Origin of the sequence: Sphingomonas sp. NPDC079357, assembly GCF_044901155.1 — a bacterium.
Lineage (GTDB): Bacteria > Pseudomonadota > Alphaproteobacteria > Sphingomonadales > Sphingomonadaceae > Sphingomonas.
The window spans coordinates 772663-796828 of sequence record NZ_JBJDOM010000001.1 but is presented as its reverse complement, the minus strand read 5'-3'; the positions used below and the strand labels follow the sequence as shown (position 1 = coordinate 796828).

Annotated in this window: 28 protein-coding genes; 21 read left to right on the top strand and 7 right to left on the bottom strand. The window is 65.9% G+C overall.

Annotation, left to right across the window (positions count from 1 at the left end):
• Nucleotides 1-109: 109 nt before the first annotated feature.
• Nucleotides 110-970 carry an outer membrane protein gene (locus tag ACI2JO_RS03690; RefSeq protein WP_404719382.1) on the bottom strand — a complete coding sequence of 287 codons (861 nt, stop codon included), beginning with the start codon at nt 968-970 and terminating at the stop codon, nt 110-112.
• A 120-nt stretch (nt 971-1090) separates the two neighbouring features.
• Between ACI2JO_RS03690 and parE the strand changes: the two genes are divergently transcribed.
• The 8 genes from parE (at nt 1091) to ACI2JO_RS03650 (ending at nt 10631) form a co-directional block, all read left to right on the top strand.
• Nucleotides 1091-3067, top strand: a complete 1977-nt coding sequence (parE, locus tag ACI2JO_RS03685; protein WP_404719381.1) for a DNA topoisomerase IV subunit B — start codon at nt 1091-1093, stop codon at nt 3065-3067.
• 233 nt (nt 3068-3300) lie between these two features.
• Nucleotides 3301-3942, top strand: coding sequence for a YoaK family protein (locus ACI2JO_RS03680; RefSeq protein WP_404719380.1), 642 nt, complete (start codon nt 3301-3303; stop codon nt 3940-3942).
• A gap of 91 nt (nt 3943-4033) precedes the next feature.
• A complete protein-coding gene (locus ACI2JO_RS03675; RefSeq protein ID WP_404719379.1) occupies nt 4034-5236 on the top strand; it encodes an aspartate aminotransferase family protein in 1203 nt (400 codons plus the stop codon).
• A 50-nt stretch (nt 5237-5286) separates the two neighbouring features.
• Nucleotides 5287-6204 (top strand): ornithine carbamoyltransferase, encoded by a 918-nt coding sequence (argF, locus tag ACI2JO_RS03670; RefSeq protein WP_404719378.1) that lies wholly within the window; start codon nt 5287-5289, stop codon nt 6202-6204.
• Nucleotides 6205-6351: 147 nt separating this feature from the next.
• On the top strand, nt 6352-7266 hold the full coding sequence (locus ACI2JO_RS03665) for an Hsp33 family molecular chaperone HslO (protein ID WP_404719377.1): 915 nt from the start codon (nt 6352-6354) through the stop codon (nt 7264-7266).
• Nucleotides 7267-7568: 302 nt separating this feature from the next.
• Nucleotides 7569-8267, top strand: coding sequence for a 7-cyano-7-deazaguanine synthase QueC (gene queC, locus ACI2JO_RS03660; protein ID WP_404719376.1), 699 nt, complete (start codon nt 7569-7571; stop codon nt 8265-8267).
• 10 nt (nt 8268-8277) lie between these two features.
• On the top strand, nt 8278-8910 hold the full coding sequence (gene queE, locus ACI2JO_RS03655; RefSeq protein WP_404719375.1) for a 7-carboxy-7-deazaguanine synthase: 633 nt from the start codon (nt 8278-8280) through the stop codon (nt 8908-8910).
• Nucleotides 8911-9047: 137 nt separating this feature from the next.
• Nucleotides 9048-10631: a PQQ-binding-like beta-propeller repeat protein gene (locus ACI2JO_RS03650; RefSeq protein ID WP_404719374.1), complete on the top strand. Its 1584-nt coding sequence runs from the start codon at nt 9048-9050 to the stop codon at nt 10629-10631.
• Between the two features lie 64 nt (nt 10632-10695).
• Here the strand turns inward: ACI2JO_RS03650 and ACI2JO_RS03645 are convergent, their stop codons facing one another.
• The 3 genes from ACI2JO_RS03645 to lipB form a co-directional block, all read right to left on the bottom strand.
• Nucleotides 10696-11385: a hypothetical protein gene (locus ACI2JO_RS03645; protein ID WP_404719373.1), complete on the bottom strand. Its 690-nt coding sequence runs from the start codon at nt 11383-11385 to the stop codon at nt 10696-10698.
• Nucleotides 11386-11604: 219 nt separating this feature from the next.
• Nucleotides 11605-11865 (bottom strand): hypothetical protein, encoded by a 261-nt coding sequence (locus ACI2JO_RS03640; protein WP_404719372.1) that lies wholly within the window; start codon nt 11863-11865, stop codon nt 11605-11607.
• 92 nt (nt 11866-11957) lie between these two features.
• On the bottom strand, nt 11958-12635 hold the full coding sequence (gene lipB, locus ACI2JO_RS03635) for a lipoyl(octanoyl) transferase LipB (RefSeq protein ID WP_404719371.1): 678 nt from the start codon (nt 12633-12635) through the stop codon (nt 11958-11960).
• A gap of 122 nt (nt 12636-12757) precedes the next feature.
• On the opposite strand from lipB, the gene ACI2JO_RS03630 reads away from it, so the two are divergent.
• The gene (locus ACI2JO_RS03630) at nt 12758-13579 is read left to right on the top strand and encodes a hypothetical protein (RefSeq protein WP_404719370.1); all 822 of its coding nucleotides are present in this window, start codon (nt 12758-12760) and stop codon (nt 13577-13579) included.
• Nucleotides 13576-14319, top strand: coding sequence for a hypothetical protein (locus ACI2JO_RS03625; RefSeq protein ID WP_404719369.1), 744 nt, complete (start codon nt 13576-13578; stop codon nt 14317-14319). The genes ACI2JO_RS03630 and ACI2JO_RS03625 overlap by 4 nt, the downstream gene beginning before the upstream one ends.
• On the opposite strand, the gene ACI2JO_RS03620 is transcribed toward ACI2JO_RS03625, so the two are convergent.
• Together ACI2JO_RS03620 and hemF are read right to left on the bottom strand one after the other, a co-directional pair.
• Nucleotides 14289-14891 carry a GNAT family N-acetyltransferase gene (locus ACI2JO_RS03620; protein WP_404719368.1) on the bottom strand — a complete coding sequence of 201 codons (603 nt, stop codon included), beginning with the start codon at nt 14889-14891 and terminating at the stop codon, nt 14289-14291. The two genes, ACI2JO_RS03625 and ACI2JO_RS03620, sit on opposite strands and share 31 nt — an antisense overlap.
• Nucleotides 14888-15730, bottom strand: coding sequence for an oxygen-dependent coproporphyrinogen oxidase (gene hemF, locus ACI2JO_RS03615; RefSeq protein WP_404719367.1), 843 nt, complete (start codon nt 15728-15730; stop codon nt 14888-14890). The genes ACI2JO_RS03620 and hemF overlap by 4 nt, the downstream gene beginning before the upstream one ends.
• Before the next feature lie 65 nt (nt 15731-15795).
• On the opposite strand from hemF, the gene ACI2JO_RS03610 reads away from it, so the two are divergent.
• On the top strand, nt 15796-16572 hold the full coding sequence (locus tag ACI2JO_RS03610; RefSeq protein WP_404719366.1) for an AcvB/VirJ family lysyl-phosphatidylglycerol hydrolase: 777 nt from the start codon (nt 15796-15798) through the stop codon (nt 16570-16572).
• On the opposite strand, the gene ACI2JO_RS03605 is transcribed toward ACI2JO_RS03610, so the two are convergent.
• Nucleotides 16499-16951: a tRNA (cytidine(34)-2'-O)-methyltransferase gene (locus ACI2JO_RS03605; RefSeq protein ID WP_404719365.1), complete on the bottom strand. Its 453-nt coding sequence runs from the start codon at nt 16949-16951 to the stop codon at nt 16499-16501. The two genes, ACI2JO_RS03610 and ACI2JO_RS03605, sit on opposite strands and share 74 nt — an antisense overlap.
• A 174-nt stretch (nt 16952-17125) precedes the next feature.
• Between ACI2JO_RS03605 and petA the strand changes: the two genes are divergently transcribed.
• The 10 genes from petA to tatC all read left to right on the top strand — a co-directional run bounded on the left by petA (nt 17126) and on the right by tatC (nt 24077).
• The gene (gene petA / locus ACI2JO_RS03600; protein ID WP_376699661.1) at nt 17126-17704 is read left to right on the top strand and encodes a ubiquinol-cytochrome c reductase iron-sulfur subunit; all 579 of its coding nucleotides are present in this window, start codon (nt 17126-17128) and stop codon (nt 17702-17704) included.
• Nucleotides 17705-17718: 14 nt separating this feature from the next.
• Nucleotides 17719-19005: a cytochrome bc complex cytochrome b subunit gene (locus tag ACI2JO_RS03595; RefSeq protein ID WP_404719364.1), complete on the top strand. Its 1287-nt coding sequence runs from the start codon at nt 17719-17721 to the stop codon at nt 19003-19005.
• 30 nt (nt 19006-19035) lie between these two features.
• Nucleotides 19036-19878 carry a cytochrome c1 gene (locus ACI2JO_RS03590; RefSeq protein ID WP_404719363.1) on the top strand — a complete coding sequence of 281 codons (843 nt, stop codon included), beginning with the start codon at nt 19036-19038 and terminating at the stop codon, nt 19876-19878.
• 114 nt (nt 19879-19992) lie between these two features.
• On the top strand, nt 19993-20523 hold the full coding sequence (locus tag ACI2JO_RS03585; RefSeq protein WP_404719362.1) for an adenine phosphoribosyltransferase: 531 nt from the start codon (nt 19993-19995) through the stop codon (nt 20521-20523).
• An 89-nt stretch (nt 20524-20612) separates the two neighbouring features.
• On the top strand, nt 20613-21161 hold the full coding sequence (locus ACI2JO_RS03580; RefSeq protein WP_404719361.1) for a peptidase: 549 nt from the start codon (nt 20613-20615) through the stop codon (nt 21159-21161).
• 71 nt (nt 21162-21232) lie between these two features.
• Nucleotides 21233-21967 (top strand): segregation and condensation protein A, encoded by a 735-nt coding sequence (locus ACI2JO_RS03575; protein ID WP_404719360.1) that lies wholly within the window; start codon nt 21233-21235, stop codon nt 21965-21967.
• Nucleotides 21964-22533 (top strand): SMC-Scp complex subunit ScpB, encoded by a 570-nt coding sequence (gene scpB / locus ACI2JO_RS03570; protein WP_404719359.1) that lies wholly within the window; start codon nt 21964-21966, stop codon nt 22531-22533. Before ACI2JO_RS03575 ends, scpB begins: the two co-directional genes overlap by 4 nt.
• 28 nt (nt 22534-22561) lie before the next feature.
• Entirely contained in the window at nt 22562-22801 is a 240-nt protein-coding gene (locus ACI2JO_RS03565) for a twin-arginine translocase TatA/TatE family subunit (RefSeq protein ID WP_404719358.1), read from the top strand.
• 29 nt (nt 22802-22830) lie between these two features.
• The gene (gene tatB, locus ACI2JO_RS03560; RefSeq protein ID WP_404719357.1) at nt 22831-23301 is read left to right on the top strand and encodes a Sec-independent protein translocase protein TatB; all 471 of its coding nucleotides are present in this window, start codon (nt 22831-22833) and stop codon (nt 23299-23301) included.
• Nucleotides 23298-24077 (top strand): twin-arginine translocase subunit TatC, encoded by a 780-nt coding sequence (tatC, locus tag ACI2JO_RS03555; protein WP_404719356.1) that lies wholly within the window; start codon nt 23298-23300, stop codon nt 24075-24077. Before tatB ends, tatC begins: the two co-directional genes overlap by 4 nt.
• Nucleotides 24078-24166: the final 89 nt, after the last annotated feature.

Here is a 24166-nt window from a genome sequence, read left to right as displayed (position 1 = left end):
TCTTCCTGCCAGACCCGCCGCGGCAAAGCCGCGTCGTCAGTCGGGGCGCTGCCCCGCTGGCCGGGCTTGGGTGAGTCCTGCGCCAGTAAGGCGCAGGCCACCCTTCGCCTTAAAACCGGAACGCGGCGGTCGCGCGCAGGCTGTGCCAGTTGAACTTGTCGTCCGAGCGCCGGAAATCCGTCCCGCTCACCGTCCCGCCATTGTTGGCATTGGTGAACGGCGTGGCAGCCGGCCCGGCGGCGCGGACGCGGAAGTCGTTGTCCTGATACTGGTGGTAGATATATTCCATACCGACCGAGAAATGGTCGCCGATGCGCTGCTCGATGCCGCCGCCACCCTGGAAGCCGAACTGGTTACGCTTGCCGCGCTGCTCGAAGCTGTTGGTGCTCTGGCTCGACGAGAAATCGCGGTCGATCCGCGCATAGGACGGACCAAACGTGCCGTAGAACAATGTCGAATCGTTGGGGGTAAAGCCGGCGCGCGCGCGCACCGCGGCCTCCCAGCCGATCTCGCGCGTCATCACGTAATTGGCGGGCGTCGAGGAGAAGCCGGTGACGCTGTCGCTGATGTGCGTCTTCCCGAATTCGCCGACCACGCCGTAGACGATCGGCCCTGACTGGTGATCGAAGCCGACGCGGGCATTGTACGACCAGCCATCCTTGTCCTTCTGGCAGCCGGGTCCGCCAGTCACCGGACCGATCGCCGAGCGCGCGCGGCCACCGCAGAAGCCGGGAGCGAAGGCGTTGGCGCCGGTGCCGGTCAGCACGGTGTCGCCGAACCGCCCGTCGAGGTTGCGGTCGAACAGGATCGTCGACCCGCGATCGTTGGGCTGCACGTCATAGCCACCCGACGCGCCGACAAAGATGCCGGAAAAGCCGGTGCTCACGGCCGGATCGCCGCTGGTGCCGTCCTGCGCCATGGCGGGTACCGAAATCAACGCCGCAACCGCCGCCAATAGATACGCCTTCATTCACTAACTCCCTGAAATGACGATCAGCCAACGGGGAGGTTTGGGGATAGGTTGCGTGACGAACGGTTGCTGCCCCGGTCGCGGTGGCGCAGAGGGCGTCTGTTCCGTATATACCCCCATATGTCCGATCTTTTCGCGTCCGCCACTGCCACCCCCGCCAGTTACGATGCGTCGTCGATCGAGGTGCTGGAGGGGCTGGAGCCGGTCCGTCGCCGCCCCGGCATGTATGTCGGCGGCACCGACGAGCGCGCGTTGCACCATCTCGCCGCCGAGGTGCTCGACAATGCGATGGACGAGGCGGTCGCGGGCCATGCAACGCGGATCGAGATCACGCTGGAGCCGGGTAACCGCTTGACGATCCACGACAATGGCCGTGGTATCCCGGTCGACCCACATCCGAAATTTCCCGACAAGTCGGCGCTGGAGGTGATCCTGTCGACGCTCCACTCGGGCGGCAAGTTTGCGGGGAAGGCCTATGCGACCTCGGGCGGGTTGCACGGCGTCGGCGTGTCGGTGGTCAACGCGCTGTCGAGCGAAACGGTGGTCGAGGTGGCGCGCGACCGACAGCTCTATCGCCAGCGATTCTCGCGCGGGGTGACGCTGGGGCCGCTCGAGACGGTCGGCGCGGCGCCCAACCGGCGCGGGACGACGGTCAGCTTCGTCCCCGACACCGAGATCTTTGGGCCGGAGCTGCACTTCAAGCCGGCGCGGCTCTACAAGCTGGCGCGGTCCAAGGCGTATCTGTTCGCCGGGGTCGAGATCCGCTGGAAATGCGCCGCGTCGCTCATCAGCGACGACACGCCGGCCGAGGCGGTGTTCCAGTTCCCCGGCGGGCTGTCCGATCACCTGAAGGAGCAGATCGCGGGTCGCGAATGCGCCACCGCCGACTTCTTCGCCGGGCAGCAGGATTTCGCCGACAGTCAGGGCAAGGTCGAATGGGCGGTGGCGTGGCCGCTGTGGAGCGACGGCAGCTACAGCTGGTATTGCAACACGATCCCGACTCCCGATGGCGGGACGCACGAGCAGGGGCTGCGGCAGGCGCTGGTGCGCGGGCTTCGCCAGTTCGGCGATCTGGTCGGCAACAAGCGCGCCAAGGACATGACCGCCGACGACGTGATGGTCGGCAGCGAACTGATGCTGTCGGTGTTCATCCGCGATCCGCAATTCCAGTCGCAGACCAAGGACCGCCTGACCTCGCCTGAGGCGGCGGGGCTGGTCGAGAAAGCAATGCGCGACCATTTCGATCACTGGCTCGGCCACAACATGGATCGTGGCAAGGCGCTGCTCGGCTATGTGCTGGAGCGGATGGACGAGCGCTTGCGGCGCAAGGCCGAGCGCGACGTAAAGCGCAAGACCGCGACCTCGGCACGCAAGCTGCGGCTGCCCGGCAAGCTGACCGATTGCGCCGCCGACAATTCCGACGGAACCGAGATCTTCATCGTCGAGGGCGATTCGGCGGGTGGTTCCGCGAAACAGGCGCGCGACCGCAAGACGCAGGCGATCCTGCCGATCCGCGGCAAGATACTCAACGTCGCCTCGGCGACCAGCGCCAAGATCCTCGCCAATCAGGAAATCGCCGATCTGATCCAGGCGCTCGGCTGCGGCACGCGCAAGGATTGCCGCCCCGAGCAGCTCCGCTACGAACGCGTCGTCATCATGACCGACGCCGATGTTGACGGCGCGCATATCGCGACGCTGCTGATGACCTTCTTCTTTCAGGAAATGCCCGATCTGGTGCGGCAGGGTCATCTCTATCTGGCGCAGCCGCCGCTCTACCGCCTGACCGCCGGGACCAAGAGCCTGTATGCGCGCGACGATGCGCACCGCGCCGAGCTGGAGCGAACCGCGTTCAAGGGCAAGAAGGTCGAAGTGGCGCGCTTCAAGGGGCTGGGCGAGATGAACCCGCAGCAGCTTCGCGAGACGACGATGGACCCAACGAAGCGCAGCATGATCCGCATTACGCTGCCGCACGAATATGAGGAGCGGATGGGCGTCAAGGATCTGGTCGACCGGCTGATGGGTACTAATCCGGCGCACCGTTTCGCGTTCATTCAGGAAAATGCCGCGCGGCTCGATGAAGAGGCGATCGACGCGTAATGGTTTTTGATCAGGGGAGCATTTGCCTCTCCGTCATCCCGCTTTTTTCGCCATTCGGCAAGAAGAAGCGGGTCCCCGGATCAAGTCCGGGGCGACGAATATGGGGTGACTGCGTGAATTGAGGTCCTGAATGCGATGACGTTTGCGAATCCGTCTATTTCTAGCGTCGGCGATGCCCGCACCTTCGTCATTGCGAGCAATGACGGGTGCGGTATGCCCGAGGCTGAACACAAATGCCGATAGCGGAGCGGCCGCGCGCCGACTGGCCGCTGGCGATCGCGTTGGCGGTGCTGGCGGGGTTCGTCGATGCGGTGGGGTTCCTGCGGATCGGCGGGCTGTTCGTGTCGTTCATGAGCGGCAATTCGACGCTGCTCGGGATCGATCTCGTCCAGCGCGAGGGTGCGACGATCACGGTCGTGACGCTCGTTCTCGGCTTTCTTTCGGGCGTGATGACCGCGTCGATCCTCGGCGAACGGCTGGGGCGCTGGTCGCCGATGGCGATGATCCTGTTCAGCACCGCCCTGCTCGCCTGGTCGGCGCTGCTGATGGTCGACGGGCCGGGCGCGGTGCTGCTCGCCGCGGCGATGGGCGCGCTCAACGTGGTCTTCCAGCGCGGCGGCGGGGTGAGCATACCGATCACCTATGTCACGGGCACGCTGGTGCGGCTCGGCCAAGCGCTGGCGGGGGCGCTGCTCGGTACCGCCTCGGCGACCGGCTGGGTGCCGTATCTGCTGCTGTGGGGCGGGCTGGTGCTCGGCGCGCTGGGCGGGACGATGGCCTATCATGCGCTAGGCACCGACGCCTTGTGGGGGGCGGCGTCCTTCGCGTTCGCACTGGCGGTCGCGGCGGCGGGCAGGGGACTGGCGCAACGCTGACGCGGTGTTGTTCACCCGCGTTTTTGCCTCTAATAGCGAGGTGAGGGCGGTCCGTGTCGGGCCGCCCGCTTTCGTTCGAGGAGAAGGCCCCGTGTCGCCTGACGCATCCATCCCGCCGTTGATGCCCGTCTACCCGCGGTGCGGCGTGCGACCGGTGCGCGGTGAGGGCGTGTACCTCTATGGCGAAGACGGCAGCCAGTATCTCGACTTCGCGAGCGGCATCGCCGTCAACGCGCTCGGCCACGGCCATCCGGCGCTGACCAAGGCGATTTCGGAACAGGCTGCGACGCTGATGCACGTGAGCAACCTGTACGGCAGCCCGCAGGGCGAGCATTTCGCGCAGCGGCTGGTCGACAACACCTTTGCCGACACCGTCTTCTTCACCAATTCGGGTGCCGAGGCGGTCGAGTGCGCGATCAAGACCGCGCGCCGCTATCATTTCGCCAACGGCAATCCCGAGCGGCACGATCTCATCACCTTCGACACCGCCTTCCACGGACGGACGCTGGGGACGATTTCCGCCACCAACCAGCCGAAGATGCGCGACGGGTTCGAGCCACTGCTGCCGGGCTTCAAATATGCGCAGTTCAACGATCTGGAGGGCGCGCTCGCGCTGATCGACGGCAACACCGCCGGCTTCCTCGTCGAGCCGATCCAGGGCGAGGGCGGCATCCGCCCGGCTTCGATGGAGTTCCTGCAGGGGCTGCGCAAGGCGTGCGACGAGCATGGCCTGTTGCTGGTGCTCGACGAGGTGCAGGCGGGCTATGGCCGCACCGGCAAGTTCTTCGCGCACGAGCTGTACGGGATCACGCCCGACATCATGGCGGCGGCCAAGGGCATCGGCGGCGGCTTCCCGCTCGGCGCGTGCCTCGCCACCGCCGAGGCGGCGAAGGGCATGGTGTTCGGCACGCACGGCTCCACCTATGGCGGCAACCCGCTGGCGATGGCGGCGGGCGAGGCGGTGCTCGACGTGATCCTCGCCGACGGCTTCCTCGACCATGTCGCGCAGATGGGCGAACGGCTCCGGTCGTCGCTGGAGCAGATGATCCCCAATCACGACGGGCTGTTCGATTCGGTGCGCGGGCACGGGCTGATGCAGGGGCTCAAGCTCAAGAGCGACAGCCGCCGTTTCGTCGCGCATTGCCGCGATCATCACGGGTTGCTGCTGGTCGCGGCGGGCGAGAATGTCGTCCGTATCCTGCCGCCGCTGGTGATCGACGAAAGTCACATCGCCGAGTGCGTGGAGAAGCTGAGCGAAGCGGCACGGGTCTACGTGCCGGTCGCCGACGATTGATGGCCTGATCTCCGCCCCTTCGACGCGGGGGGCGGAGCGGGGGAGAGACGATGCGCCATTTCCTGAACCTGACCGATGCCGGGCCGGACGCGATCGCCGCGATGCTCGACGATGCCCTGACGCGCAAACAAGCGCGCGCCGGCTGGACCAAGGGGCGCGTCGATGCCGACGCGCCGCTCGCCGGCCATGTGCTGGCGATGATCTTTGAAAAGAATTCGACGCGCACGCGCGTGTCGTTCGACATGGCGGTGCGCCAGCTTGGCGGGCAGTCGATCGTCATGGAGGCCGGGCAGATGCAGCTCGGCAGGGGCGAGACGGTCGCCGACACCGCGCGGGTGCTGTCGAACTATGTCGACGCGATCATGATCCGCACCGACGATCATGCCAAGATCGAGGAAATGGCGCATTACGCCACCGTCCCGGTCATCAACGGGCTGACCGACGAATCGCACCCGTGCCAGATCATGGCCGACCTGCTGACGATCATCGAAAGCGGCCGCGCGCTGCCCGGCCTGAAGGTCGCGTGGCTGGGCGACGGCAACAACGTGCTCGCCTCGATCGTCGAGGCGGCGGGGCTGATGCACTTCGACGTCGTCGCGGCATGCCCGCAGGGGTTCCAGCCCGAGGAAGCGTCGGTCGCGCGCGGTAAGGGCCGGGCGCGCATCGTCGCCGATCCGCGCGAGGCGGTCGATGGCGCGGACGTGGTCGTCACCGACACGTGGATCTCGATGGGGCAGGCGCATGCCGATACCAAGCTGGCGGCGATGATGCCCTATCAGGTTGATGCTGCGCTGATGGCGGCCGCCAAGCCGGACGCGAAGTTCCTCCACTGCCTGCCCGCGCACCGCGGCGAGGAAGTGACGCCGGAGGTGATCGACGGCCCGCAATCGCTGATCTGGGCGGAGGCGGAGAACCGGCTCCACGCGCAGAAATCGGTGCTGCGCTGGTGCCTCGGGCAGATCGGTTGATCGCGGGCGGCGGCGCTCCCATTTAGGCGGCTCACCGGAACATCCTTCGTCACCCCGGGCTTGACCCGGGGTCCCGCTTTTCCTGCGCCACGAGGTAGCGGGACCTTGGGTCAAGCCCGGGGTGACGGTTCGGTGGCGAAAGAGACGATGACCGATCAGACCACGACCCCCGATCTTGACCGCGCGCTCGGTTTCACCATCCCGGCCCGCCACGCGCGCGGGCGTGCGGTGCGGCTGGGGCCGACGCTGGACGCGATCCTGTCCGCGCATGCCTATCCGCCTGCGATCGAGAAACTGCTCGCCGAGGCCCTGACGCTGACCGCGCTGATCGGCGCGACGCTCAAGGATCCCGCCGGCCAGCTGACGATGCAGACGCAAACCGAAGACGGAATCGTCAAGCTGCTGGTCTGCGACTGGCGCGGCGGCGAGGTGCGCGGCTATGTCCAGTATGACGCCGACAAGCTGGCGTCAGCCCCCGCCGATCCTACCCTGTTTGCGCTGTTCGGGCCGGGCTATCTCGCGATCACCTTCGATCTGGCGAGCACCAACGAGCGTTATCAGGGGATCGTCCCGCTCGACGGCGCGACCCTTGCCGAGGCCGCGCAAAGCTATTTCTATCAGTCCGAGCAGATTCCGACCCTCGTGCACGTGGGGATGCAGAAGGATGCGCACGGCAAGTGCATCGCGGGCGGGCTGTTGCTCCAGCATCTTCCCGAGGGCGAGGAAGGCCGCGAGCGGCTTCATACCAAACTCGACCATCCCGAATGGGAGCATGTCGAGGCACTGGGGCAGACGATCGCGGTCGATGAACTCGCCGATGCGCAACTGCCGCTCGAAACGCTGTTGTGGCGGCTGTTCAACGAGGAAAGCGAGGTCCGCGTCCTCGACGGACAGCCCGTGTCGCGCGGCTGCCGCTGCACGGTCGAGCATATTCGCTCGGTGCTGGAGCGCTTCCCGCTCGAACAGCGGCTGGAGATGGCGGACGAGCGCGGGCTGATAGCGGTCGATTGCGCCTTCTGTTCGACGGTGTTCCCGCTGCGCGCGGAGGATCTGGCGGCATGAGCCTCTTCGTCAGCTCGCGGGAGCGGGATCCAGACGCGCAGGCTCTCGCAAGGGCCACCGCGTCAGGAGCGCCTGATTTCCGCCGCCGTGGGAGTGACGGCATCAAGGCGGCGGGGTTAGCGGTTCATTAACCCTTAGCGATCATAAGGATCGCATGCTGTTTCGGCGGCATGCTCTCTCCCCCGCCCGGTCGAACGGGCACCCTTCGGGCCGCCGCACAGGCGGCCCGCTCTTTTTTTGCGCTTGGCCGGCCATGAGCGGCGGTTGCGCTGGAGCCGGAGTGCGCCTAGCTCGCGCGGATCATGACCCAATCCACTCCTGCCGTCGCACTCATCTCTGGCGGGCTCGACTCCCTGGTGTCCGCCGCGCTCGCGCGTGAAGCCGGGCACCCGCTTTACGCACTGTCGATCGATTACAATCAACGCCATCAAGTCGAATTGGCCGCCGCCCGCCGCATCGCGCGAACGCTCGGCGCGGTCCGGCACGTCGTGCTGCCGATCGACCTGTCGGCGTTCGGTGGCTCGGCGCTGACCGACGCGGCGATCGACGTGCCCAAGGACGGCGTCGGCGAGGCGATCCCCGTCACCTATGTGCCGGCGCGCAACACGATCTTCCTCAGCCTTGCATTGGGCTGGGCGGAGGCGGCGGGCGCGAGCGACATCTATCTCGGCGTCAACGCGCTCGATTATTCGGGCTATCCCGATTGCCGCCCGGAGTTCATCGCCGCCTTCGAGCATCTGGCCGAGCTTGCGACCAAGACCGGGGTGGAAGGCGTGCCGTTTCGCTTCCGTGCCCCGCTCCAGCACATGACCAAGGCCGATATCGTTCGCGAGGGCGAACGGCTCGGGCTCGACATGGGAATGAGCTGGTCGTGCTACGATCCCACGCCCGACGCGCGGCATTGCGGGATGTGCGACAGCTGCCGCTTGCGCCACAGGGGCTTCGAGGAAGCGGGCATCGTCGATCCGACCGACTATGCGGTCACGCCGCCCGCGCCATGAGCCGCCTGTCATGAGCTACGCCGTCAAGGAAATGTTCCTGACGCTCCAGGGTGAGGGCGTGCAGGCAGGACGACGCGCGGTGTTCGTGCGCTTCGCCGGGTGCAATCTGTGGAGCGGGCGCGAGCAGGACCGCGCGACTGCGATCTGCCGCTTCTGCGACACCGATTTCGTCGGTACCGACGGCCTGGGCGGTGGCAAGTTCGCCGATGCCGCGGCGCTGGTCGCGGCAGTCGCTGGATTTTGGGGCGAGGACATCGCGCGTCGCTTCGTGGTGCTGACCGGCGGCGAGCCGATGTTGCAGATCGACGACGCGCTGGTCGATGCGCTGCACGCCGCCGGGTTCGAGATCGCGATCGAGAGCAATGGCACGCTGGCAGTGCACCCCGGCATCGACTGGGTGTGCATCAGCCCCAAGGCAGGCAGCGAAACGGTGCAGCGCCATGGCGATGAACTCAAACTGGTGTGGCCGCAGCCGGGTACTGCGATCGAGACGATCGAAGGGTGGGACTTCAAGCACTTCCTGCTGCAACCGCTCGATGACGCGGCAGGGGCGGCGAATGTCGCGACGGCGATGGCGGTAGTCATGGAACGCCCGCGCTGGCGACTGTCACTCCAGACGCACAAGCTACTCGGCCTGCGCTGACCTATTTGGCGCCGTCTCCACCACAGCGTCTTTTCGCGCGACGAAATGGCGCTATAGCCCGACGAGGCGAGTGTTCAGGGGCGCCACGGGGGATGGATATGAGGATTGTTCGGCAAGTCACGCCTTTGGCGTTGGCGATGATGCTGGCCGCTTGCGGTGGCAGCGATGGCGGCGCGGGGGCGGGCGGCGGATCGCCGGTCGTCGTTGCGCCAACTCCGACTCCATCCCCGACGCCCAGTCCAACGGCTCCGGCGCTGAGCGTGGTGACTTCGCTGGGGTCGCAGAGCGTCACGATCGGCGACGATGATCGTGACACGACGGTCGGTTTCGACGCCGTAGTGTCCGGCGGCGACGGATCGCCCTTCTTCGCCAACGTGCAATATAATGGCGCGCAACTCGCGCTTACCGAGGAAGTGAAGCGCGACGCGGAAAACAAGTATCGCATTCGTTTCCGGCCTGCCGCTGACCTTCCGTTCGGAAGCTACAACGGCGATGTCACCTTCCGCCTGTGTGCCGACACCGCCTGTGCGACGGTATTGCCCAACACTGCCAAGAGCTTCGCCTATGCGATGACATACCGACTGAGCGACTGGACCAATTTCCAGCGCAGTCCCTCCCACGCCGCGTTCGTGCCGAGAGATTATGACGTGGCCGACTTTCGAAAGCTATGGCAGGTCGCCCCGGAAGGCGCCAGCGGCCTGAGCGACGTTGCCTCGTACAACGGGCTTGTCTACGTCACGTCCCGCAATCAGGACGGCACCAGCAGTGTCCGCGCGCTTGCCTCCACCAGCGGAGAGCAGCAGTGGATTTACAGCCTCGGGGTCGTGAGTTCGGCCGGTCCGCCGTCGGTCGGCAATGGCAAAGTGTTGGTCGCGTCGATGACGACCTCGTCGGGCAACAATCCCGTCGTGAGCATCGACGCGAAGACCGGCGGCTATGCCGGGGAGCCATTCCCGTTTGCCTCGCAATGGGCCGATTTCATGGCACCGACGACCTATGGAAGTGGTGTCTATATGGCGGCGGGCTATTACGGCGGCGTAGCATATGGCTTCGACAGGAACCAGCCCACGGCCAAGTGGGAGACCGCTGTGTCGCCGGCCGGCGTGTGGGATCTCGCCACCGTCGCCGCTGACGCGAAGAACGTCTATTATTATGCCGGCGCGACGCTGGGCGTGATCGACCGGATTTCCGGCGCGCTGCTTCAGTCGATCAAGGACCCGTTTTACCAGCAGAATTTCTACGATTACTATGGTGGTCCGATCATCGGATCGCGCGGGAATGTCATGGCCTACTCGGGCAACCGCTCAAGCCAGACACCCTCCGTGCTGGTGAACTGGTCGATCGCCGATGGCGGTGTCGCCTGGCGAAGCGGCGACTCCTACGTCACCTCTCCCGCCCTTGGAGGGGGGTCGGTGTATCTCGCCCGCAATCAGCCGGGACGTCTTGACGCACTGGATGAAGCGACCGGCGCCGTACGTTGGTCTTGGTCACCGCCGAGCGGCGAGCGGTTTATCGGCAACACGATCGTGACCAGAAACCTCGTCTTCGCGAGCACCGACCGTGCGGTCTACGCGCTGCCGGTCGCTGGAGCCGACCATTCGCCGCTTTGGTCCGCTGGAACCGGAGGCAATCTGGCGATCACCGCGGACGGCGTGCTGGTCGTCGCCGTCCCGGATAGCAATGGCCGCATCGTTTCGCTTGCCGGCTACCGGATCGGCTGACCTGCTTGCCGCACCCGTGGCGAAGCGGGTGCGGCTGGATCGGCAAGCGCAGCCCCGTGCGGCTTTACCGCGCCGCGTAGGTCACGGCACCAAACGGCGCGCCGCACTTCTTGACAACGAACTCGTCCTTCTTCCAGCAGGCCTTGTCGAAGCGCGGCAGCGCGGCGGGGGTTAGCGAGACCAGCATCCGCGGAAATTGCTGCTCGCCCCATGGCGTCAGGCTGTTGCGCACCTCGCGCATCCGGCCCAGCGCGATTTCGCCAAAGGAGCCGCGCGGGGCATAAAGCGCCTCACGCCCGATGCTCGACGTGGTGGTGCAGAAACCATATTGCGCAGCCACGGTTGCGAAGCCCGAATAGGTGCGCGTGCCGAACTGGTCGAGGGCGTTCTGCCCTTCCTTCTTCGACTTGGCGCTTCGCTCGAAATATTTGGTGAGGAGTGTATAGGATTGTGCAAGCTCTTGCTTGTGGTCGGCCAGAATTGCGTTGTAATTCTGAACGGTCAGCAGCGATGGCTCGAACTGGCATTGCAGCGCGGCCACGTTGAGCGCAGCGCGCATGTTCCACACCATTGCGGCACGCAGCTCCTCGGCGGTCGCGCCGGGCATCGCCTGACCGATCCCCGGTTCGTCACCACGCACACGTTCGCCGCGCAGATCCTTGCTCTTCATGTAGAATTGCGCGGCTGCCGGCGTCGTCACCAGCACGCCTGCCGCCAGCGTCGCGATCGCGGCGGCGATCCCCACCTTTTGCATTTCCCCAACACTCCTCGCACCCGGCCCTGCCGTATGGTGCCTTTTACGATGATTAGGGGTGTCGACCCAAGCGCAAACTAACGCGCACTGGATTCGGTTCACCGCAAATAGCTTGCGGAACCGGAACTTGTTGGCGGCGCGTAACGGTTCGTTTCTGCAAAGAGAAAGGCCGCCCGGTTGCCCGGACGGCCTTTCGGATACAATCGCCGATGCGGCAGATTACATCGCGTTCGACATGCCGCCCATGTTCGACATCATCATGTCGTTGCTCATCATGGAATCGTTGGACATCATTCCGCCGTTCATGGCGCCGTCAACGGCGGTCATGTTGTCGGTCATGGTGTCCATGCCTTCAGTGGCGTTCATGTCGGTGACCATGGTGTTCTCGGTGCCTTCGGTCTTCGAACCGCACGCCGAAACCGCGAGAGCGGCTGCTGCGAGTGCCGAGCCGGCCACGAACTTGGTGATGACTGCACGCATGAAATTGCTCCCTAGACTGTGGATTTGGCGACCCAGCGGCCGTTTTGTTATTTCCAAATCGGCTTGGACATTAATCACAGATGACCGGCCTCTCAAGTCTCGTTTTCACCCGCACAAATCAGGCTATTGAGAAAGGCCTCGGCGGTGAACGCCAGAGCGGCGTCGAAGGTTGCAGCGTCCGACGACATACCCAGCGCCGCCGCGCTGGTCACGGGATAGTCGGCCAGACCACAGGGCACGATCCCGCTAAAGTGTTGCAGGTCAGGCGAAAGATTGACCGAGAACCCATGCAGCGTCACCCAGCGACGCACGCGAATGCCAATCGCGCCGATCTTCGCTTCCTGCCCGGTGGCATCGTGCGTCCAGATCCCGATCCGGCCCGGCGCCCGGAACGCGGCGATCCCGATCCGCGCCAGCGCCGCGATCACCCAACCTTCCACCGCATGAACGAAGCAACGCACGTCGCGCCCGCGCTTGTTGAGGTCAAGCACCAGATAGCCGACGCGCTGCCCCGGCCCGTGATAGGTATAGCGACCGCCGCGACCGGCCGGCACCACCGGAAAGCGCGGATCGACCAGCTCGGCGGGATCGGCGCTGGTACCGGCGGTATAGACCGGTGGATGTTCGAGCAACCATACCAGCTCGTGCGCCTCACCCGCCGCGACCGCTGCGGCACGCGCCTCCATTTGGGCCAGGGCGGTGGCATAATCGGTCAGCCCCGGCGTCAGCCGCCACTCGATCCCGTCAGGGGTTTGCGTGTTCGTCTCCACGCGGCCCAGATGCGGACCCGCAACGCGCTTGGCAAGGTGGTCGCGCCGACGACGCCCATTGCCGAGCGGCGGAACTGTCCCTAGGCCGCGGAAAGGGCAACCGCGGACGGCATGAGGTGGCGATGGTCAGGATCGGCGACGTGTGGGATCGGACGGTGGACGTCCTGCGCGGGCGCACGGCGATCCTGATGAGCATCGCCTTGATGACGCTGGTTCTTCCCGGCGTGGTCGCCGGGGCGCTGGGCACCGTCGTGCCGCTGTCCGGGGCGTTCGTGGTGGCGGCGCCGCTGATCCGGCTGGGCGCGCTGGTGCTGTTGGTGCTGGGGGTGCTGGCGATGACCGCTGTGGCCAGTGATCCGGCGGTGGATCGCCCGCAGGCGTTGCGGCTGGCGGGGCAGCGGTTGCTGCCCGCGCTGGGCGTGCTGGTCGCGCTGGTGATCGCGGCCATCCTGTTGTTCGTGCCGGCTGGCGTGTTGTTCAAATTGTCGGGTGCGGTGCTGAACGGAGCGGGATCAGTCGACATGTCCCATGCCGTGTCGGGCTATGCCGCCGGCGCCGCGCTGCTCGTGTTCCTCGCGGCGATCCTCGGGTTGTGGCTCAGCGCGCGGATCGTGCCGCTGTTCGGGATCATCGTCAACGAGCGGCGCGGCTTCGGTGCGTTGCGGCGCAGTCTGGCGCTGACACGCGGATCGACGATGAAGCTGATCGGGGTGCTGATCCTGTATTTCATCATCACCACCGTCGCGATGCTCGCCGCCACCTCCGTGGTCGGGGTGATCGCGCGCCTGCTGCTGGGCGGTGACGCTCCCGGCGGGGTCGTGTTCGTGGTCGCGGTGGTTCGCGCGCTGATCTCGGCAGGTGCGACGATGGTGCAGAGCGTCTTCTACGCCCGCTTCTATGTCGCCGCGGTCGAGCGTGAGCAGCGCACGGTCCCACTGGCATGACGATCGGATTCGCCGGGCTGTTGTCGGTCGTGTGGCGGATGTTCCGCCGCGATGCGGCGCTGCTGCTGCCGGTGGTCGGCACGTTCGTGTTCCTGCCGTCGTTTGCGGCGCTGCTGTTGTGCGATCCGGTGCCGCCATTGCCCACCGGCCCGCGTGACGAGGCGGTGATGCAGGCGTGGCTCAACAACGTCGGGTTGTGGGGACAGGCGAACGGCGCCTGGTTCCTGCTCTCTGAACTGATCGGGACCTTTGGCGTCGCGGCGGTCGCGCTGTTCCTGCTCGAGCCCGACCGACTGACGATCGGGCAGGCGCTGGGACTGGCGATCGTCCGGCTGGTGGCGTTCACGATCGCCACCGTCGCGATTGCGGTGCCGGTGGCGCTTGGGCTCTGGATGCTGGTGCTGCCGGGGCTGTACCTTCAGGCGCGGTTGATCGTCGCGATCCCGGCGATGGCGCGGCACCCGGCGCTCAGGCCGCTCGCCTCGCTGCGGCTGAGCTGGAAGATGACCAAGGGGCTGGATCGTGCGCTGACCGGCGCGCTGGTCGCGCTGTTCCTTGCGCATTGGCTGGTGATCTCGCCATTGTCGCTCGCCGATGCGGCGTTGCGGGAAGGGGACGGCAATTCGCTGGCCCTGGCGCTCGTCAACGCGCTGATCGCGGGCGTCGGTGCGGCCTACGCCACCACGACGCTGTTGCTCGGCGTCGTCGCCTATCGAATCCGCGCGAGCAAGGGCACCTGAGGCGCGGCGTCGGCGGAGAGCACGCCGAGCACGCGCGGGTCAGTGAACGTCTCTACCGTCCGCTTGGTCGCGACGAAGCCCTGCGCGCGGTAGAAGCCGAGCGCGCGCGGATGATCGAGCGTGCAGGTGTGCAGCCACACCCGCTCGATCCCGCCGCGCCACGCGAGTCCCAGCGCCTGCGCCATCAACCAGCGCCCCAGCCCACGCCCCGCCAGTTCCGGGACCAGTGCGAAATAGCCGATCTCGCACGCCGCATCGTGGCGGAAGTCCAGCTCCAGCATCCCGACCTCGATCCCGGCACGATCGACCGCGGCATAGACCTCGACTGCCGAATCATGGATGATCGCGGTCAGTGCGGTATCGTCCATGACCAGCCGCGAGAACCACAGCCAGCGCGCACCGACCCGGCGAAACAGCGCGCGATATTTGTCAGGCGACGGCTGCTCCCAGCGCACCAGCCGCAGCGAGGCGTCGGGCAACGGTCGGGGGCGTGGCCGCTCGGACATCTCCAGCGTGGTGACGATCGCGGCGACCTGCTCGTCGCGCAGCGTGGCCAGCCCCGGTGTCGTCATGCCCAGGTCGCGATCGGCGGGAGGCTCATCAGGATCGCATCGATATTGCCGCCGGTTCTGAGCCCGAACAACGTGCCGCGATCGTAGACGAGGTTGAACTCGGCATAGCGCCCACGCCATGCGCGCTGCTCGGCGACATCGGCCTCGCTGAACGGCATGTCCATCCGTCGCCGCACGATGCGGGGATAGGCGTCAAGAAAGGCGCGTCCGACGTCCTGCGTGAACGCGAAGTTGCGCGCGAAATCCCCCTCCAGATGATCGTAGAAAATGCCGCCGACCCCGCGATGCACCTGGCGATGCGGAATGTAGAAATAGTCGTCGGCCCATTTTCTGAATCGCGGGTAATGATCCGGGTCGTGCGCGTCGCAGGCACGCGCCAGTGTCGCATGGAAATCCTCGGTATCCTCGGCAATCGGCAGCGGCGGATTGAGGTCGGCGCCGCCGCCGAACCAGCGCTTCGTCGTGACGAGGAAGCGCGTGTTCATATGCACCGCCGGAACGTGCGGATTCGCCATATGCGCGACGAGGCTGATGCCCGTCGCGAAAAAGCGCGGATCGTCGCCCGCGCCGTGAATGGTCTTGCCGAACTCGCCCTCGAACGTGCCGCCGACTGTGGAGACGTTGACCCCGACCTTCTCGAACACGCGGCCCTTCATCACGCCGCGCACCCCGCCGCCGCCGGGCAGGTCGCCGGGATCGTGGCGATCCCAGGGCGTATAGTCGAACCCGGCGTCCGATCCGGCCTCGCGCTCGATCGCCTCGAACTCGGCGCAGATCCGGTCGCGCAATTCCTCGAACCAGGCGCGGGCAGCGGCCTGTTCGTCATCCAGCGTTATCATGTCCGTGCCGTAGCGCGTCGCCGCCTGCTGGCCAAGGCGCAGCGGCGGTGGCAGAGCATCGCCGCATGAACGCCAAATCCTTCTGGCGCGGGGTGCGCGTGAGCGCGGTCAGCTCCGCCTTCGTCTGCGCGCTGGTGGCGGCGGGCGGCTATTTTGACCGCGACCCCTATCATCTCTACCCGGCCGCACCCCCGACACGCCCGATCGCGGTGGTCAACATCTCGGGCGACATGGGGCTGCGCTTCCTGCTCGGCGCCTCTACGTCGCGCGGGTTGACCGAGCATCACATTCCGGTGCTTGGCGTATCCTCGCCGGTCGTGTTCCGGTTCCGTCGCACCCGCGCGGAGGTGGACACATTCGTCGCCGCTGCGGTCCGAACCGCACTGGCGCGCACCGGGCAGGAGCGCGTGGTGGTGATGGGGCAATCCTATGGCGCGGACATCGTGCAGACCGGACTGGCGCACCTGCCCGCCGAACTGCGCGCGCACGTCGCCGGGATCGTGCTGATCCTGCCCGGCGAGACGGTATTCTACCGCGCTGATCCAACCGGGTGGGTCTATGACGGCACCCCCGACAGCATCGCGACGGACACGGCGAACACGCTGACCTGGGCGCCGCTAACCTGCATCTACGGCAAGGAGGAGGACGACAGCCTTTGTCCGAAGCTGCGCGTTCCCGGCGCGACGATCATCGCGATGCCGGGCGGGCACAATCTCCACCACGACGCCGACGGCCTGCTCGCGCACGTCCTCGGCGCGGTGGCGCGCGCTACGTCGCCGGCCAGCCGTCCGTCTGGCGCAGCGCTTCGCCCAGCAGTATCGCCCCCGCCACCGCGACGTTGAGCGAGCGCAGCCCGCCGCGCATCGGCACGCGCACGCGCAGGTCGGCCCGGTCGTGCACCTCGGCGGGTACGCCCGCGCCCTCGCTACCCAGCAACAAAATGTCATCGGCCGCAAACCGCGCGTCGGTCAGCGGCACCGCGCCGGTGGTGGTCGCCAGCACGATCCGGCCGGCGCTGGCAGCGAGGAACGCGTCCCAGTCGACGTGGCGGCGCACCTCAACCTTGCCGGCATAGTCCATGCCGGAGCGCGCCAGCGCCCGGTCGCTCCACGGAAAGCCCATCGGCTCGATCAGGTCGACCGCGACGTTCAGGCACGCGCCGAGCCGCAGCAGCGTGCCGACGTTGCCCGCGATGTCCGGCTGAAAGAGCGCGATCCGCATGGATGCGCCTCGTAGCGGCGCAAAATGCTGTTGGCAAAGCGGCGAGGGCACGGCTATCAGGCCGGAAAGGCCGCCGTGGGGACGGGCAGGCCACAGGCGGGGAGCAACAGTGTCGCACGCGGCATCAGCCACCCGCCGGACAGAGGAACGGGCAGAGGTGTGACGCGAATGGCGATGGCAGAGCAGGAAATCCCCCTCGGCGAAGATCCCGCGCCTTATCATGAGGAAGCGCACGATCCGCGCCGCCGCGACTTTATCAACATCGCCGCGGTGTCGTTCGCCGGGGTCGGCGCGGTCGCGATCGTCCTGCCGCTGATCAATCAGATGAACCCGTCGGCCGACGTGCTGGCGCAGTCCACCACCGAGATCGACATCTCCAAGATCGCGCCAGGTCAGGCGATCAAGGCGAGCTTCCGCAAGCAGCCGCTGTTCGTCCGCAACCTGACGCCGAAGGAGATCGGCGAGGCCGATGCGGTCGACGTCGCCTCGTTGCGCGATCCGCAGACGCTGGAAGAGCGCACCAAGGCGGGCAAGAAGAACTGGCTCATCACGCTCGGCGTCTGCACCCACCTCGGCTGCGTGCCGCTCGGTGCGGGCGAGGGCGAGAACAAGGGGCCGTTCGGCGGCTATTTCTGCCCGTGCCACGGCTCGGCCTATGACACCGCCGGTCGCATCCGGCAGGGGCCGGCGCCGCAGAACCTGCATGTGCCCGATTACACGTTCAATTCCGACACCGTCGTCACGGTCGGCTGAGGGGAGATAGAGAAATGAGCTTTCCCTGGGCCAAGCATTACGAGCCGAAGGCGCCGCTGATGCGCTGGATGGACGAGAAGCTGCCGCTGCCGCGCCTCGTCTACAACGCGATCGGCGCGGGCTATCCGGTGCCGCGCAATCTCAATTACTTCTGGAACTTCGGTGTGCTCGCGGGCGCGGCGCTGGTCATCCAGATCGTCACCGGCGTCGTGCTGGCGATGCATTATGCCGCCAACGCCGGGGTCGCGTTCGGCTCGGTCGAGAGCATCATGCGTGACGTCAATGCCGGCTGGTTCCTGCGCTATGCGCACGCGAACGGCGCGTCGATGTTCCTCGCCGTGGTCTACATCCACATCGGCCGCGGGCTCTATTACGGTTCGTACAAGGCGCCGCGCGAGATGGTGTGGCTGCTCGGGGTCGTGATCTTCCTGCTGATGATGGCGACCGCGTTCATGGGCTATGTGCTCCCCTGGGGGCAGATGAGCTTCTGGGGTGCGCAGGTCATCACCGGCTTCTTCTCGGCGATCCCGCTGGTCGGCGAAACGATCCGCGTGTGGCTGCTCGGCGGCTTCGCGCCCGACAACGCCGCGCTCAACCGCTTCTTCTCGCTCCACTATCTGCTGCCGTTCGTGATCGCGGGGGTCATCATCCTCCACATCTGGGCGCTGCACATCCCGGGCTCGAACAATCCGACCGGCGTGGACGTGAAGGGCGAGCAGGACACGGTGCCGTTCCACCCGTACTACACCGCCAAGGACGGCGTCGGCGTCGGCGTGTTCTTCCTGATCTTCGCGCTGTTCGTGTTCTTCTCGCCGAACCTGCTGGGTCACCCGGACAATTACATCGAGGCGAACCCGCTCTCGACCCCGGCGCACATCGTTCCCGAATGGTACTTCCTGCCATTCTACGCGATCCTGAAGAGCTTCACCGCGGACTTCATCCTGCCCGCGAAGCTGTGGGGCGTGCTGGCGATGTTCGGCTCGATCCTGCTGCTGTTCTTCCTGCCGTGGCTGGATGCCTCGCCGGTGCGTTCGGCGAATTACCGCCCGACCTACCGCTGGTTCCTGCTCGTGCTGCTGCTCGACGTGCTGGTGCTCGGCTATGTCGGCGGGGCCGAGGCGAGCGCGCGCAACGTGATGATGGGTCAGATCGCCGCTGGTTATTATTTCGCGCACTTCCTCATCATCCTGCCGCTGGTGTCGGCGGCCGAGCGTCCGCGCCCGCTGCCCAATTCGATCACCGAGGCGGTGCTGGCGAAGCATGGCGGCACCAGCCCCGCGCAGACCGCGATGGCGAGCTGAGACAGAGACGAAGAGGGGATTCGACAGAATATGGTTCGTCTCATTTCACTGCTGGTCGGCGCGGGATTCGTCTTCGTGCTGACGCTGGCGCTCTTCTTCACCGCGAAGGACGCGATCCAGAACCCGGCGCCGCACACCGCCGAACATGCGTTTCACGAGCATCCCGAGAACATTCACCTGTCCTCGGCAGGGCTGCTCGGCAAGTTCGATCGCGCGCAGTTGCAGCGCGGCTTCCAGGTCTACAAGGAAGTCTGCGCGGCCTGCCACTCGCTGAAGTACGTCTCGTTCCGCGACCTGCAGAAGATCGGTTATAACGAGGCCGAGGTGAAGGCGATCGCCAACCAATGGGTGATCGAGCAGCCGAGCGTGAACCCGGAGACGGGCGAGGCGGCGACCCGCAAGAACCTGCCGTCGGATCATTTCCCGTCGCCGTTCGCGAACGAGGTCGCGGCGCGTGCGGCGAACAACAACGCACTGCCGCCCGACCTCTCGCTGATGACCAAGGCGCGTGAGGACGGCTCGAACTACGTCCATGCGCTGATCACGGGCTATCGCGACCAGCCGGCGGAATTGCTGCGCGAGTTCCCCGACGCCAAGACGCCGGAGGGACTGCACTACAATCCGTATTTCGCGAACCTCAACATCGCGATGCCGCCGCCGATCACCTCGGACGGGCAGGTGACCTATTCGGACGGCACGAAGGCGACCAAGGACCAGATGGCGCGCGACGTCGCGGCCTTCCTGACCTGGACCGCCGAGCCCAACCTCGAGGCGCGCCATGCGGCGGGTGTCGCGGTGGTGATCTTCCTGCTGATCTTCGTCTATCTGACGTGGGGTGCGTACCAGAACGTTTGGCGCAACATTAAGCATTGAGCGGACGCCTGCCGGGTACGGCAAGGCCGGGTCCATTCGGCGGCGCGACACCGAAGAGCTGAAAGCGGCGACCGGGCTCTCGCCCGGTCGCCGTTTTCGTGTAGTCGCGTCACCATGAACGACGACCTTAAGGCGCTGATCCGCACGATTCCCGATTTCCCAAAGCCGGGCATTGAATTCCGCGACATCACCACGCTGCTGCTCTCGCCGAATGGCCTTGCGACGTGCATCGAGCGGATGGTGGCGGCGACCGACGGGCCGGTCGACCTGGTAGCCGGCGTGGAGGCACGCGGCTTCCTCTTCGCCGCGGCGCTGGCGATCCCGTTGCGGGCGGGCGTGCTGCTGATCCGCAAGGACGGAAAATTGCCCGGTACGACGATCGCAGAGGATTATGCGCTGGAATATGGCACCGACCGAATCGCGATCCACGCCGATGCGTGTGCGCCCGGCGCGCGGGTACTGCTTGTCGACGACCTGATCGCCACGGGCGGTACCGCGCGCGCGGCGGTGCGGCTGCTGCGCAAGGCCGGGGCGTCGGTCGAGCAGGCTCAATTTGTGGTCGATCTTCCCGCGCTGGGCGGCGCCGATCTGCTGCGCGCGGACGACATTGCCGTATCGGCGCTGGTCGCCTTTCCCGGCCATTAAGCTGTTCACCGGAACCGCGTTGACTACCCGTCGTTGGCTTTCGTCGGCGACGCGTTTTGTCGCCTTGCTCCATGTGAGGAGATGCCACGATGTTTGCGCCACGTGTGCTGCTGATCGGGCTGTTGGGTGGGCTGTCGCTGGCGACGTCCGCTTGCACTAACGGTTATGGCTATTCGGGGGTCGGATTTGGCTCCGGCTATTACGATGACGCCTATTATGCCGGCGGCTATGGCACCGGCTATTACGGATGGTACGACAACTATTATTATCCGGGCACCGGCGCATACGTGTATGACCGTTACCGGCGCGCCTATCCATGGAATGAGCGCCAGCAGCGCTACTGGGCGCAGCGCCGCGGCGCCTACGGCGATCGCGATGTCCGTTCCAATTGGCGCGACTTCGGCCGGGACGTGCGCCGTGAACGACGCGACTTTCGTGGCGACGTCAGAGCCGATCGACAGGCGTTCAGAAATGGGCAAATTACCCGCGGCCAGTTCCGTCAGCAGCGGCGCGACGCCCGCCAGGAATATCGCAACGATGTTCGCGGCGATTTCCGTGACTTGCGTCGGCAGAATCGTGCCGATGGCGTGCGTACGCCGCGCCCGAATCGCGCATTTCGGCCCCGCCAGCGACCCTGAACGCCTCTGGTCGGGCGAGGCTGGTTATGCCAGTCTCCCGTCGTGGCGCGCGGGACCGATCTTCTAACGATATGACCGACGCGCCCGAACAACTGACTCTCGACCTCGACGGTTTCGAGGGGCCGCTCGATCTACTGCTGTCGCTCGCGCGGGCACAAAAGGTTGATCTGCGGGACATTTCGATCCTGCAGCTGGTCGAGCAGTATCTCGGGTATGTTGAACGCGCGCGCGTGCTGCGACTTGAGCTCGCCGCCGATTATCTCGTGATGGCGGCGTGGCTCGCTTATCTCAAATCGGCACTGCTGCTGCCGCGTGATCCGGAAGTGGAGCCGGATGTCGAGGAACTCGCGATTCGGTTACAGTTGCGGCTGGAACGGCTCGACGTGATGCGGGAGGCGGGGGGGCGGTTGATGGCGCGGGATCGTCTGGGCCGAGACGTGTTCCGGCGGGGCGCGCCCGAGGGCCTGCACGTCGTGCGCAAGTCATTCTGGGAAGTGGAATATTACGATCTGCTCGCGTCATACGGGCAGGTGAGGGCGCGTACCCGACCGGCCTTGCATGTGGTGCGGGATCGCGAGGTGGTAACGCTGGAAGCGGCGCTGGCGCGCATCGCCGGGCTGCTGGGAACGGCAATCGACTGGCGCGAGATCGAACGGTTTCTTCCCGACACCGCCAATCCCCGGCTGCGTCGCTCGAGTTTGGCGTCCAGTTTCCTTGCGGTGCTTGAATTAGCGCGTCAGGGACGCGCCGAGTTGCATCAGGAAGCGCCATTCGCACCGCTTTATCTCAGGCGGGTCGCATCGTGAGCGACGCATATGATCGCGCAGTCGAAGCGGTGCTGTTCGCCGCCACCGAGCCGCTGACCCGCGACGCGATTCGCGCCCACGCCGGGGAAGGCGATGTTGCGGGCGCGCTTGACCGGTTGACCGTCCATTATCGCGGACGCGGGTTCGAGCTGGTTGAGCGCGGCGGGCGCTGGCATTTCCAGACCGCCGCCGACCTTGCGCACCTCCTGCGGCGCGGGCGCGACGAGATCCGGCGACTCAGCCGCGCCGGGATCGAGACGCTCGCGATCATTGCCTATCACGAGCCGGTCACACGCGCGGAAATCGAGGCGATCCGCGGTGTGCAAACCGCGCGCGGAACGCTAGACGTGCTCATGGAGGCAGGCTGGATCCGACCCGCTGGACGCCGCGAAGTGCCGGGCCGCCCGCTGATGTTCGCGACAACCCCCGAATTCCTGTCACATTTCGGGCTCAAGAGCCGTCGTGACCTCCCCGGGATCGACGACTTGCGCGCCGCAGGGCTGCTCGATCCGGTCGATCTCGCCTTTGATCAACTCGCGGTAGAAAACGCCGCCGAGGACGACTAGATACCCTTACATCTTAGGAGAATTCGTCATGGGCAGTTTCAGCCTTCCGCATATCCTCATCCTCGCGGTGGTCGCGATCCTGCTGCTGGGCGGCGGGCGTTTTTCGAATCTGATGGGCGATGTCGCCAAGGGTGTGAAGAACTTCAAGAAGGGTATGGCCGAAGAGGACGAGGACGATGCGCGTCCCAAGCCGCGGATCGAGGCCAAGAGCCATGCCGAGCCGGCGTTCGACCGCGATGCCGATCCGGTTCGCGAGGAACGCCGCTGAACCATCGCATCTCACCCGGCGCGCGCTGAATGTTCGACATCGCTCCCTCCGAATTCCTGCTGGTCGCGTTCGTCGCGCTGGTGGTGATCGGCCCGAAGGATCTGCCCAAGGCGATGCGCGTCCTTGGCTACTGGGTCGGTCGCGCGCGCGCGGTCGGCCGCCAGTTCCGCAACGGCTTCGACGAAATGGTGCGCGAGGCCGAATTGGAAGAAATGGAGAAGAAGTGGAAGGCGGAGAACGAGCGGATCATGCGCGAGCATCCATTCGTCCCGACGCCCCCCGCCGCTCCAGCGCTGCCGGATCACGCCACGGCCATCGACAGCACGCCGGCAGCTGACGACGTGCAGCAGCCGGTGATGGTCGAGAAGCCGCATGTCGTGCCCGACGCCACGCCACCGGGTTCTGCCGAAACCGGCACCGGTCACGCCGGTTCGGACGGCGATCAAGCCGATCATCATGCCGCCGACGGACGCGTAATTCAGGACAAGGCCGCATCGTGACCGAAACCGTCGACGAACTAGAAGACTCGCGCGCGCCGTTGCTTGATCATCTGCTCGAATTGCGCCGCCGCCTTCTCTACTGCATCGCCGCCATTCTCCTCGCCTTCTTCATCTGCTGGTATTTCGCGGAGAATATCTTCGCGTTTCTCGTCCAGCCGCTGCTCCACGCCGGGCAGAAGACGGTGATCTACACGCAGGTATTCGAGGCGTTCTTCGTCCAGGTGAAGGTTGCGTTCTTCTCGGCGATGATGATCTCGTTTCCCGTGATCGCCAATCAGTTGTGGCAGTTCGTGGCGCCTGGACTGTACCGCAAGGAACGTCGCGCATTGTTGCCGTTTCTGTTGGCCACGCCGGTGCTGTTCCTGATGGGCGCATCGATGGCTTATTTCATCGCGATCCCGATGGCGCTGCATTTCCTGCTTGGTTACTCGGGCATGATCGGTGGGGTGCAACAACAGGCGCTGCCGGCGATCGGTAATTATCTCAGCTTCGTCATGCAGTTCCTGTTCGGCTTCGGTGCAGCGTTCCTGTTGCCGGTGCTGCTGATGCTGCTGGAGCGTGCTGGCGTCGTGACGCGCAAGCAACTGATCGGCGCGCGCCGCTATGCGATCGTCGGGGCATTCGCGATCGCGGCGGTTCTGACGCCACCGGACGTGGGGTCGCAGCTGTTGCTCGCGATCCCGCTGGTGATCCTTTACGAGGCAGCGATCGTGGGGATCTGGTTCACGGAGCGAAAGCGCGCGCGTGAAGAGGTCGCTACCGCCAGCGCAGACTGAACGCGGCCGGTCAACCCGACGCTCCAGTATCCGACGCAAACGGGCGGCCCGCCATCGGCAGACCGCCCGTTATTGCTTTGATGCGGCGA

Bases quoted from the DNA above. Each gene is read 5' to 3' on its own strand.
- ACI2JO_RS03625 (WP_404719369.1), top strand. From the start codon at position 13,576: ATGACGATCGGATTCGCCGGGCTGTTGTCGGTCGTGTGGCGGATGTTC.
- ACI2JO_RS03665 (WP_404719377.1), top strand. From the start codon at position 6,352: ATGACCGATCAGACCACGACCCCCGATCTTGACCGCGCGCTCGGTTTC.
- ACI2JO_RS03580 (WP_404719361.1), top strand. From the start codon at position 20,613: ATGTTTGCGCCACGTGTGCTGCTGATCGGGCTGTTGGGTGGGCTGTCG.
- ACI2JO_RS03680 (WP_404719380.1), top strand. From the start codon at position 3,301: ATGCCGATAGCGGAGCGGCCGCGCGCCGACTGGCCGCTGGCGATCGCG.
- ACI2JO_RS03620 (WP_404719368.1), bottom strand. From the start codon at position 14,891: ATGACGACACCGGGGCTGGCCACGCTGCGCGACGAGCAGGTCGCCGCG.
- petA (WP_376699661.1), top strand. From the start codon at position 17,126: ATGGCAGAGCAGGAAATCCCCCTCGGCGAAGATCCCGCGCCTTATCAT.
- queC (WP_404719376.1), top strand. From the start codon at position 7,569: ATGACCCAATCCACTCCTGCCGTCGCACTCATCTCTGGCGGGCTCGAC.
- parE (WP_404719381.1), top strand. From the start codon at position 1,091: ATGTCCGATCTTTTCGCGTCCGCCACTGCCACCCCCGCCAGTTACGAT.
- ACI2JO_RS03690 (WP_404719382.1), bottom strand. From the start codon at position 970: ATGAAGGCGTATCTATTGGCGGCGGTTGCGGCGTTGATTTCGGTACCC.
- ACI2JO_RS03565 (WP_404719358.1), top strand. From the start codon at position 22,562: ATGGGCAGTTTCAGCCTTCCGCATATCCTCATCCTCGCGGTGGTCGCG.
- ACI2JO_RS03590 (WP_404719363.1), top strand. From the start codon at position 19,036: ATGGTTCGTCTCATTTCACTGCTGGTCGGCGCGGGATTCGTCTTCGTG.
- argF (WP_404719378.1), top strand. From the start codon at position 5,287: ATGCGCCATTTCCTGAACCTGACCGATGCCGGGCCGGACGCGATCGCC.
- tatB (WP_404719357.1), top strand. From the start codon at position 22,831: ATGTTCGACATCGCTCCCTCCGAATTCCTGCTGGTCGCGTTCGTCGCG.
- ACI2JO_RS03585 (WP_404719362.1), top strand. From the start codon at position 19,993: ATGAACGACGACCTTAAGGCGCTGATCCGCACGATTCCCGATTTCCCA.
- ACI2JO_RS03640 (WP_404719372.1), bottom strand. From the start codon at position 11,865: ATGCGTGCAGTCATCACCAAGTTCGTGGCCGGCTCGGCACTCGCAGCA.
- hemF (WP_404719367.1), bottom strand. From the start codon at position 15,730: ATGATAACGCTGGATGACGAACAGGCCGCTGCCCGCGCCTGGTTCGAG.
- queE (WP_404719375.1), top strand. From the start codon at position 8,278: ATGAGCTACGCCGTCAAGGAAATGTTCCTGACGCTCCAGGGTGAGGGC.
- ACI2JO_RS03575 (WP_404719360.1), top strand. From the start codon at position 21,233: ATGACCGACGCGCCCGAACAACTGACTCTCGACCTCGACGGTTTCGAG.
- ACI2JO_RS03645 (WP_404719373.1), bottom strand. From the start codon at position 11,385: ATGCAAAAGGTGGGGATCGCCGCCGCGATCGCGACGCTGGCGGCAGGC.
- ACI2JO_RS03650 (WP_404719374.1), top strand. From the start codon at position 9,048: ATGATGCTGGCCGCTTGCGGTGGCAGCGATGGCGGCGCGGGGGCGGGC.
- ACI2JO_RS03595 (WP_404719364.1), top strand. From the start codon at position 17,719: ATGAGCTTTCCCTGGGCCAAGCATTACGAGCCGAAGGCGCCGCTGATG.
- ACI2JO_RS03630 (WP_404719370.1), top strand. From the start codon at position 12,758: ATGGTCAGGATCGGCGACGTGTGGGATCGGACGGTGGACGTCCTGCGC.
- ACI2JO_RS03605 (WP_404719365.1), bottom strand. From the start codon at position 16,951: ATGCGGATCGCGCTCTTTCAGCCGGACATCGCGGGCAACGTCGGCACG.
- ACI2JO_RS03610 (WP_404719366.1), top strand. From the start codon at position 15,796: ATGAACGCCAAATCCTTCTGGCGCGGGGTGCGCGTGAGCGCGGTCAGC.